Origin of the sequence: Zavarzinia sp. (assembly GCF_049306435.1) — a bacterium.
Classification (GTDB): domain Bacteria; phylum Pseudomonadota; class Alphaproteobacteria; order Zavarziniales; family Zavarziniaceae; genus Zavarzinia.
In genome coordinates, this window is the sequence record NZ_JBAQRT010000124.1 from 1 (window position 1) to 10,098 (window position 10,098).

Genomic DNA, 10,098 nt, shown 5'->3' on the forward strand with positions numbered 1-10,098 from the left:
CCGGAAGGTCGAGCCCGGCGGCCCCGGCGACCCGATCGCCGAGCGGCGCCGCCGATATCACCGCCGCGAAGGGCGCCAGATCGCCGGCCGTGACCGTCCCGGCGAGACCCGCCCTGAGCACGACGCCCCAGCGATAATGTTCCGCCACGTTGAGGATCGGTCGATAGGCGGCGAGCGCCGGCCCGGCGAGCGGCCCCGGCTCCTCGAAGCAGACCCCGCCGAGCGGATGGGCGGAAACCGCGCGCAGGAGGTCCGCGACATACATCGCCGCATCCTCGACCGCGTCGTCGTCGGCCGGAAGATCGCCGAGGCCGGCGAGCGCCTTCGCTTCGTCGAGCCAGGCGCGCGGCCCGGGAAACGCCAGGACGAGCGGACACCGCCCGCGCAGATGGCCGAGCAACGCCTCGACCACCTCGTTCAGCACGAGGCGCGGCCCCGCGTCATCCAGCATCTCGCGGAGCGGCACGGCCGCCCGCTTGCGCGCCGCCATGCCGGCGACGAGATCGGGATGACGCCGCGTCCAGGAGCGATAGAGATCGGCCACCTCCACGACGGCGACATCGGGGCGGAGCAGTCCATGGGCCTGCGCGAAGAAGGACAGGAAGGCGGCGGGCGACCCCCAGGGATCGCCCTCTGTCCCGTGCAGAAGCCGCCGGGCATAGCCCGACGACTTCAACCACAGCCTGGCACCGCCCCCACCCTGTCGATCCGACAGATATCGGGCAAAGTCGGCGGTCATTGCTTCTCGCCCCCCCAGGCGCCAGCCGACTTCAGCCGCGCCTCGAGTTCGGCGATGCGCACATCCTTCGGATGGGGCATGTAGTTGGGCTTGGGCTCGCTCGCCTTGCGGCTGGCGCCGACCCCGCCCATGTAGAGCGTGCCGACATCCTCGCCCCAGCTGCCGAAATACTGGATGTGAGCCGGCGGCACGGGCTTCGACCAGGTCTTCACGAAATCCGCGTAAGGGACGGAGCGGGCGATGCGCGCCTCGCGCTCGGCCGCGCGGGCCTTCGCCGTGGCGTCCCAGTCGATCGCCAGCGTCGCGTGGTCGAACACCACCTTGTAGAGGCGCTCGGCCACGGGGGCCGAGATCAATCCCTCCTCGATATCTCGGATGATCCCTTCCGGATCACGCTCGAGCAGGTCGCCGTAACCGGCCCCGGCGCCTTGCGAGATCATGAACAATTCGCCGCGCTTCGAGATCTCGAAGCCCATGCCCATGTGGTGCGTCGAATAGCTGGCGCCCTCGAAGGGCTGCTCGTTCATGATCTCCTCGATCGAGTGCCTGAACTTCTCCGGCTGGTTCAGGAGGACGTCATAGACGTCGACCCCCTGGACCTTGCTGAGCGGATAGGTGCCGCAGGCATAGCCACCGAAGAGCCCCTGGAGCGGCGGAAACTTGGCGCCCTGACAGGTTGTCATGAAGCCCCATTGTTCCGAGTCCTTGGTCGCCACCATCATGGTGTAACCCTGACCGCCACGATATTTCCCGGGCGCGATGGCGTCGCGCGTCATCTTCTTCGAGACGAGCTGAAGGAAGGGCACCTCCTCCTCGTTCAACTCCTGCTCGCCGATATCCGCCATGGTGGCGAAAATCGGGGCGAGCGCGTGTTCACCGTCACGATCCACCGTGGCGCCGGCGCCCATGCCGTTCAGGTCGGCGCAGAGATTGCCGAGCGTCTCGCCATGCTGGGAAACGCCGCCCCAGATGAAGGTGTTGATCATGTTGAAGGTCGGGGCGTGGACCTTGGTGAATTTCTCCGGGCAGGAATAGAGGAACTTCGCAACCGCGTGCTGGCCGGCGGTGAAGCCGGTGAAGATCGACATCAGCGACTGCGAGTTCGGCGCGTCGTAGGAGCAGTTCACGATCGAATGGGGATCGGTGATCACCTCGATCGGGGCGAAGGCCGCCTGCCCGCGCGGCAGGTCGGGCCAGACGTAACACAGGAAGACCTGCGCCAGCATCCCCTTGAGGCCGGCGACGATCGTATTGGTCGCCCGGTTGGTGAATTCCGGCGCCGAGCCGCGGAAGTCGAAGATCAGGCGGTCGCCGGTCTTGGTCAGCTTGCAATTGATCTTGACCAGGCAATTCTCGCGCAGGGTCGAGTCCTGCATGATGTAGGTGCGGACGGTCATGTCCGGCCATTCCGAGATGCGGCGCTTCACCTCGGCACGGACCTGCTCCATGGTCAGGCGCAGGGTGGAGATCAGGGCTTCAGGGCCATCGGTCCTCAGGGTTTCCTCGATCCGCTGCTTGATGCGCAGGCAGGCGAAGAGCTTCACCTTCATGTCCTCGTACTGCAGCTTCGGCTCGCGCACCGAATTCTGCAGGAAGGTCAGGATGTCGCGCTTGATCTGGTAGTTCTCGACCACCTTGAAGGGCGACATCTTCAGCCCCTCGTCCGAGGGGCTTTCGGCCATCGAAGGCATTCCCCCCGGCTCGATCGCGCCATTCTCGCCCTCGTGCACCGTCGAGGCGACCCAGCACACCAGCCGTCCCTCGTGGAAGATCGGCAGGATCATCGACTGGTCGGTGTTGTGGACATTGCCGTAGCGGCTGTCGTTGTGGATGAAACCATCGCCGTCGCGCACGCCGACGGTCGGCTCGTTGATCCAGTTCTTGATGATGAACTTGATCGGATGGTGCACCAGGGCCGAGAAGATCAGCACGCCGCCGGCCGACGCGATGGCGAGATCGCCCGAGGCCGAATAGACGCCGGTGATGACATCGCCCCATTTGGCGCCGGGGGCGGCGCCCATCTGCTCGACCATCTCGTAACCCTCATCGCAGCCGGACTGGATCCGATCGCGGATCTTGGCGATGACATGGGGCTCGGAGAAAGCCCCGATCGCCGTGTCCTCGGCGGCCGTGCGGGGCATCAGATCATGGTTCTGCATGATCTCGGGATCCGGCCCGAGGAACAGGGTGGTATCATTGAGGAACTTCTTCACCAGTTCCATTTCCAGCGCGGTCGGCGTCTTGGCGCGCGGCGGCTTCGACATGTCGTTCATTTCGCTTCCTCCGTGTTTTTCGTTCAGTTCAGGCGCTCGACGGCGGCACCACGCAGGAACCAGGAGGCTCCCTGCCGGGCGGCGACGAAGGTCCAGCCGGGATCGACCAGGAAGGTCGTGACGTCCGAGGCGATGATCGCCGGCCCGTGGATCTCGACCCCGGGCTCGATCGCCTCGCGGCTCCACACCGGCGTGTCGAAGGCGCCATCGGAGCCGACGAAGTGGCAGGTCCGGTGGCCAGCCGGCGGCGGCGGCGCCTTGCGCGCCTCGCGCGGGGCCGGCTTGATGTCCTCGAACCGCACCGTCTCGTGGTGGACATAGGCGGCGACCCGGATCGTGTTGATGCGGATGCCGGCCTCCGGCGCCTGCGATCCCTCGCCGAAACGCTTGCCGTAGTCGTTGGAGAACTGCGAGATGATGGCGAGCACGTCGGCCGGCCCGTGCACCTCGTGGTTCGGCACGACCGCCGTGGTCTGGACAAGCTGATTGCCGTAGCGCATGTCCAGCTCGAGGCTGTGGCGGATCTCGGCCAGGGGCACGCCCTGGCGCAGCAGGTCCTGGGTGCCCCGCTCCTTCAGGTCCGCGACGATCGCGTTGAAGCGGTCGTGATCATCGAAGATATGCCGGCTGTTGCTGTCGTAGAGCACCATGTAGAGAGACTGTTCGTGAATGTGGAGCTGGTGCATGTTGCCGGCGCCCACGGCCGAGAAGACCGAGGACAGCGGCGGCGCCAGGATGCGGTCGATGTTCAGGTTCTGAGCGATGCCGCAGCAGTGCAGCGGGCCATTGCCGCCATAGGCCAGCATGGTGAAGTCCTTCGGATCGTAACCGCGCGCGCGCAGCTCGGTGAAGAGACCATTGGCCATGTTGTCGTCGACCTTCTCGCGGATCAGCTTGGCCGCCTGCAGGACATCGACGTCGAGGTCGTCGCACAGCGCATCCTCGATCGCGGCCCTGGCCCGGCGCGGGTTGAGCGGGATCGAGCCCCCGGCGTAATTGGCGGGATCGAGGTAGCCGAGCACCAGGTCGGCGTCGGTCACGGTCGCGTTGCGCCCGCCACGGTCATAACAGGCCGGACCGGGGTCGGAGCCGGCGCTTTCCGGCCCCACCTTCACGGTCTTGTACATGCGGTCGTAGGCGGCGACGGAGCCGCCGCCGGCCCCCAGCGTGACAAGGTGGACCATCGGCACCGAGACCAGCCAGCGGTCGATCACCGGATTGAAATCGTAGTGCTTGATCCCGCCCTCGACCACGATGCCGATGTCGTAGGAGGTGCCGCCCATGTCGGTCGCCACGACATTGCCGAGCCCCGCCTGCATCGCCAGATGTTCCGAGGCGCCGATGCCGGAGACCGGGCCCGAATGGATGGTCTGGAGCGCGTCGGTCGAATTGAGCTGCGCCATGCCGCCCGAATTATGGATGACCAGCATGGGCTTGTCGTAGGAATGCGCCCGCAGGTTCTGTTCGAGCGCGGAGAGCGCGTGATACATCGTCGAATGCAGGTAACCATCGACGATCGCCGAGGTCGCGCGAACATATTCGCCCTTACGCCCCGCCACCTGATGCGACAGGATGATCGGAATGGCGCCCAGCAGATGCGAAGGATATTCGTCGAGCAGGATTTCCTGGATGCGCAGTTCATGGCCCGGGTTGACCACGGCGTTGACCAGGGCGACCACGATGATCTGGGCGCCGAGATCGACGAGGTCGCGGATCTGCTTGCGCACGTCCTCTTCATCGAGGGCCATCACCAGCTTGCCGGTGAAATCGACCCGCTCGCGCACGCCGCGGATCATGTGCGCCTTGACCAGCGGATCGGGACGCCGGGCATTGGGCATGTCCTGCTGGCCGAGATTGTCGAGCCCCTCGCCATAGCCACGGGCCCGCGACAGCGGCACGGTCGCCTCGTAACCCGCGGTGACCAACATGCCGATCTTCGGCCCCTTGTGCTCGATCAGGGCATTGGTGCCGAGGGTCGTCGCATAGCGGACACTGTCGACGCTGGAGAGAATGTCCTCGAGCTCGAGGCCGAGAACCTTGCAGGCCTTGCCCAGCGCTTCATTGAAGCCCATGGCGAGGTTGTGGTGCGTGGTCAGCGCCTTGGCCTGGATATAGTCCTGACCCCAGACCACGAAGCAGTCGGTGAAGGTGCCACCGATGTCGACGGAAACGCGTTTCATGTGACCTCCCCTTGAGGATGCGAGCGCTCGGCTCGTCGTGTCTTTGGCGGGACGTCCCCTCACCCGCCTTGCGGCGGCCGCGAGACGCCGATCGAAAAAGAGGGCGCCGCCGCGCCGCGTCCGGACCCGCACCGAGGAAGCTCGGGCCGGCCGGCGGGGCGGCACCCCTTCAGTTACCCGGCCGGGTGGGATTTGAGAGGGCCGGGGGAGGAGCCGTCAGTGGCCATGGCCCTCGCCGCGAACCACCGCCGGGCCGGAGAAGGGCTCGGCCTCCCCGCCCCGCTTCGCCCACTGCGCCTTCAGGGCCGGCAGGTCGACCTCCATGTCGTGGAGCGGCGGATGGCCGGGGACGGCGTATTCGGTCTCGACCTGCGTGCCGCAATTCGGGCAGCAGAATTCGAGGATGCGGACCCAGGCCGGATCGGGGCTGAAGGTGAAGCGATATTTGTCGGGATCGATGATCGGCGGATGGATCTCGCGCGGATCACGGTCGTGGACCAGCAGACCTTCCTTGTAGTTCGCCTTCGCGGAGCCGATTTCGTGGTCGCAGACGCGGCACTCCCAGGTCTCCCGGTCGAGATCGATGCGCAGGTATTCGGTCATGGGGATCTTCATGGTTATTTTCCCTCCCTGGTGAGCAGGACATCGCCGAGGTTCGAGACGACGAGGCGCCATCCCTCGGGGATCCGGCAGGTGAAATAGTCTTCCTCGAGCACCGCCGGGCCGTCGGCGAAATCGCCGGCCCGAAGGTCCGCGAGACGGTAGACCGGGGTCTCGACGCGCAGTCCGTTCGCCCCGAGCGGATGGCGCAGGCCGGAAGCCCTGGCCGCGGTGTTCGCCTCGAAATGGCCGGAGCCGCCCTCGCGGCCGCGGAGAGGTTTCACGGCGTCGAGTTCGAGATCGACGGCGAGCGCCTTCCCGAACACATCGGGGATGGCGATGTCGCCTTCGAGCACATGGCTGTGTTCGTGACCGCCGCCGAAATCGGCGACCAGGCGGGCGGTCAGGGCGTAATCGCCCGGTGCCACGCCTTCGGCGAACATGTCGCGCGCGGCTTTCGTCTTCAGGATGTCGAGCGCCTTTCCGACAGCCTCGGCCGAAAGCTCGGTCAGGGTTACATCATAGCGCTGGGAGATGTCGCAGGAGCCGATGCCATAGGCGGAAAAGACGGCCGCCATCCGGGGGATCGAAACCCGCGAGATCCCGGCCTTTTCGGCGACGCCGCAGGCGTTGAGCGGGCCGGCGCCGCCAAAGGCCAGCATCACCGTGTCATCGCCGATCGTGGTGACGCGGTGCAACTCCTCGGCGATCTTCGTCTCGAAGGCGCTGCCCATGCGCAGCAGGGCGTCTTCGAGGCCGATGCCCAGCGGCTCGGCGATATTGGCCGTGACGGCCGCCCGGGCGCGCTCGCCGTCGAGGACCATGTCGCCACCGAAATAGGAGGCCGGATCGAGCAGCCCCATGAGCAGGCTGGCGTCGGTGATCGTCGCTTCCTTGCCGCCGCGGCCGAAGCAGGCCGGCCCGGGCACCGCGCCGACGCTCTCGGGACCGATGACGATCTCGCCCTCCTTCACGCGGAACACCGAACTGCCACCGACACCGGCGCTCCAGATCTCGCAGAGCGGGAAGGAAACGGCGATACCCTCGACACGGCCGCGCCGGGTCGAGGGCACGGTGCCGCGGCTGTACTGGCAGATGTCGGTGGTGGTGCCGCCGACGTCGATCGAGACCGTCTCCTCGAAGCCGTAGAGCCGGGAATAGGACTTCACCCCTTCCATGCCGCCGCGCGGGCCGGACGAATAGGTCTTGATTGCCACCGTCTTGGCGACGCGCGAGGCATCACCGTCGTTGCGGAAGATCAGCAGCGGATTCCTGGTGCGGAAGGCGCGAAGGCGGTTTTCCGCATTGTAGAGGAAGCCTTCCATCGAGGGATGGAGGAAGGAATTGATCAGGGCGGTCCAGGTGCGGCGGATCTGGTCCTTGTCGCTGGTCAGATCCGAGCCGTAGAGGATCGGCACGGCACCCAGCAGGTGACGCGGGTATTTGCGCAGGGCGACGCGGGCGAAGCGTTCCTCGAGGGCGCGGAAATCCTCGCCGCCGAAGGCTACCACCAGGCGCTTGGCGCCAAGCGCGGTGAGCTGGTTGATCGCCTTCACCACGTCGACATCGGCTTCCGCCCCGGTCACCGCCGCGGCATCGAGAAACACCACGCGATCACCGACCAGTGCGTTCCAGACCTGCGGGTCCTGGTCCCGCAGGCGCGCCGGCAGATCGCGCGAGCCGGCGTCGAGCACCAGGCCGAGCTGCGGCCCCTTGCGCTCGCAGATGGCGTTGGTGCCCTGCGTGGTCGAGTAGCGGATGAGATCCACTTCCTCCAGCAGGCGCTTCACGTCCTCGGCGCCGTAGAGCACAGCCGAGGCCTTCTGAATGCCTTCGAAGAAACAGCGGCTGAGGTCGTAGGGCGTGGTCAGCACCTTGGTCTTCTCGACCTTGCCATCCGCGAATATGCAGATGTCGGTCAAGGTGCCGCCATTGTCGATATTGATCTGCAGGGTCATCTTCGAGGACTCCTCCCATTCGTCTCTCGCGACCGTCGCCCCGACAAGGTCGGACCGAAGGTCTCTCGGGCATCTCTTGGAGCGGGACACGGTCCGTGCTCCTTGGCCTTGGGGAGATGAACAGCAAGCACCATGCCAGGGCCCTTTTCGGGTCGGCAATCAGCCATCAATTCATTGTTCTAGCTATATTTTCCGGAATTGACCGCGACCGGGTGGCGCGTGCGCGCACGGCTGATTTTCGGTCGCGCCCCCGTCCGGAGGCGTCGCCGAAAACGACGCCCGGCACCGGGCCACGCGGGAAGGTGCACACCCCTTCGCCCGGCGCCGGTGCCCCCGGGGTTACGCGCCGATCGTTGGATAATCGGACGGATCGCCCATTCGGACGTTCGAATTCCGTCCGCCCCCTTGCCCTCAAACCCCTGATTTCCGGGGCTACGGTGGTTGGCACCGGAATTGCCTCGTCACTTCGCCCAAGAAACCCGCGACGTGGAGGAAACACATGAAGGCGCTCGTTTATCTCGGCCCCGGCAAGAAGGCCGTCGAAGACCGCCCGCTACCGAAGATCGCCGCGCCGACCGATGCGATCGTCAAGATCACCAGGACGACGATCTGCGGCACCGACCTGCATATCCTCAAGGGTGACGTGCCGACCTGCCAGCCCGGCACCGTGCTCGGCCACGAAGGCGTCGGCATCGTGGAAGACGTCGGCGCCGCCGTGGGCGCCTTCCGGAAGGGCGACCATGTCCTGGTCTCCTGCATCACCGCCTGCGGTAAATGCGACTATTGCAGGCGCGGCATGTATTCCCACTGCACCACCGGCGGCTGGACCCTGGGCCACACGATCGACGGCACCCAGGCGGAATATGTCCGCATCCCCCACGCCGACACCAGCCTGCACCCCATCCCGGCGGGCCTGGACGAGGATGCTCTCGTCATGCTCTCCGATATCCTTCCCACCGGCTTCGAATGCGGCGTCCTGAACGGCAGGGTCAGCCCGGGATCGACGGTGGCCATCGTCGGCGCGGGTCCGGTCGGCCTCGCCGCCCTGCTCACCGCCCGTTTCTATTCGCCGGCCGAGATCATCATGATCGATCTCGACGACAACCGCCTCCAGGTCGCCAGGAACTTCGGGGCGACCGCGGGCATCAACTCCGCCAAGGGCGACCCCGTTGCGAGGGTGATGGAACTGACGGGCGGGCGCGGCGTCGACACGGCGATCGAGGCGGTCGGCATCCCGGCGACCTTCGCCATCTGCGAGGGCATCGTCGGCGCCGGCGGCACCATCGCCAATGTTGGCGTGCATGGCACCAAGGTCGACCTTCATCTGGAACGCCTGTGGGCCCACAACATCACGCTCACCACCCGGCTCGTCGACACGGTGACCACGCCGATGCTGATGAAAACCGTGCAGGCGAAAACGCTGAAGCCCGAGCAGTTGATCACCCACCGCTTCAAGCTCGATGACATCCTGTCGGCCTACGAGACTTTCGGCAAGGCGGCGGCGACCAATGCCCTCAAGGTGCTGATCGAAATCTGACCGGTATCGTCCCGCCCCTCGCCGCCTGGACAACGGAACGGGCGGGGCGTCAGGAGACGGCCCGCCCACCGGAAATGTCATAGACGGCGCCGGTGCTGAAACTGCATTCGGCCGAGGCGAGCCAGGCGGTCAGGGCCGCGACTTCCGAAGGCTCGCCCACCCGCTTCATCGGGATCTTGCTGCGGAAGAACTCCACGCTTTCGGGCGACATCTGTTTCAGGATGTCGGTCGCGATCTGGCCCGGCGCGATGCAATTGGCGGTGACACCGGTTTCCGCCAGTTCCCGGCCGAGGCAACGAACCATGGCGATGATCCCGGCCTTGGAGGCGGAATAGGCCGCCATGAAGGGATTGCCCTCCTTGCCCGCGATCGAGGCGAAGCAGACGATGCGGCCGTAGCCCCCGGCCTTCATCGGCGCGATCGCGGCGCGGGTCACCAAAAAACTGCCGGTCAGGTTGATGTCGACGATGCGCCGCCAGTCGGCCAGCGCGTAATCCTCGAGGGCGCCGGTCGGCCCGGTGATGCCTGCGGCATTGACCAGGATATCGAGGCCGCCGAAGGCCTCCAGCACCTCGGCCATGGCGCCGGCCACCGCCGCCTCGTCGGTGATGTCGACGACGCGGCGCAGACGGCCCGGCGCTTCCGCCCCGGGCTTCACGTCCCAGACGGCGACGCGGGCGCCCGATTGCTCCAGCCGCTCGACGATGGCGGCGCCGATGCCGCCCGCGCCTCCGGTGACGATGGCGCGGCGGCCGGCGAGATCGATCTTGTTCATGTCGGGATACTCCGGTGGTCGCGCCCGGCCCGAGGC

Annotated in this window: 7 protein-coding genes; 1 reads left to right on the plus strand and 6 read right to left on the minus strand. The window is 66.4% G+C overall.

All coding sequences use genetic code 11. The annotated features are described in order from the left end of the window. The 5 genes from WAZ62_RS06570 to WAZ62_RS06590 all read right to left on the minus strand — a co-directional run. Positions 1 to 739, minus strand: a 739-nt coding sequence (locus WAZ62_RS06570) for a hypothetical protein (protein ID WP_422642713.1), incomplete at its 3' end; no start/stop codon positions are given. Further along, positions 736 to 3,012: a hydantoinase B/oxoprolinase family protein gene (locus WAZ62_RS06575; RefSeq protein ID WP_422642714.1), complete on the minus strand. Its 2,277-nt coding sequence runs from the start codon at positions 3,010 to 3,012 to the stop codon at positions 736 to 738. The genes WAZ62_RS06570 and WAZ62_RS06575, both read right to left, overlap by 4 nt. 23 nt (positions 3,013 to 3,035) lie before the next feature. Then, complete coding sequence (locus tag WAZ62_RS06580) at positions 3,036 to 5,192, minus strand: hydantoinase/oxoprolinase family protein (protein WP_422642715.1); 2,157 nt, start codon at positions 5,190 to 5,192, stop codon at positions 3,036 to 3,038. Between the two features lie 216 nt (positions 5,193 to 5,408). Then, positions 5,409 to 5,807: an acetone carboxylase subunit gamma gene (locus WAZ62_RS06585; RefSeq protein WP_422642716.1), complete on the minus strand. Its 399-nt coding sequence runs from the start codon at positions 5,805 to 5,807 to the stop codon at positions 5,409 to 5,411. Positions 5,808 to 5,809: 2 nt separating this feature from the next. Beyond that, the gene (locus WAZ62_RS06590) at positions 5,810 to 7,750 is read right to left on the minus strand and encodes a hydantoinase/oxoprolinase family protein (RefSeq protein WP_422642717.1); all 1,941 of its coding nucleotides are present in this window, start codon (positions 7,748 to 7,750) and stop codon (positions 5,810 to 5,812) included. Between the two features lie 499 nt (positions 7,751 to 8,249). Between WAZ62_RS06590 and WAZ62_RS06595 the strand changes: the two genes are divergently transcribed. Continuing rightward, positions 8,250 to 9,287 (plus strand): zinc-dependent alcohol dehydrogenase family protein, encoded by a 1,038-nt coding sequence (locus tag WAZ62_RS06595; RefSeq protein WP_422642718.1) that lies wholly within the window; start codon positions 8,250 to 8,252, stop codon positions 9,285 to 9,287. 49 nt (positions 9,288 to 9,336) lie between these two features. On the opposite strand, the gene WAZ62_RS06600 is transcribed toward WAZ62_RS06595, so the two are convergent. After that, on the minus strand, positions 9,337 to 10,098 hold a 762-nt coding region (locus WAZ62_RS06600; protein ID WP_422642719.1), incomplete at its 5' end, for an SDR family oxidoreductase.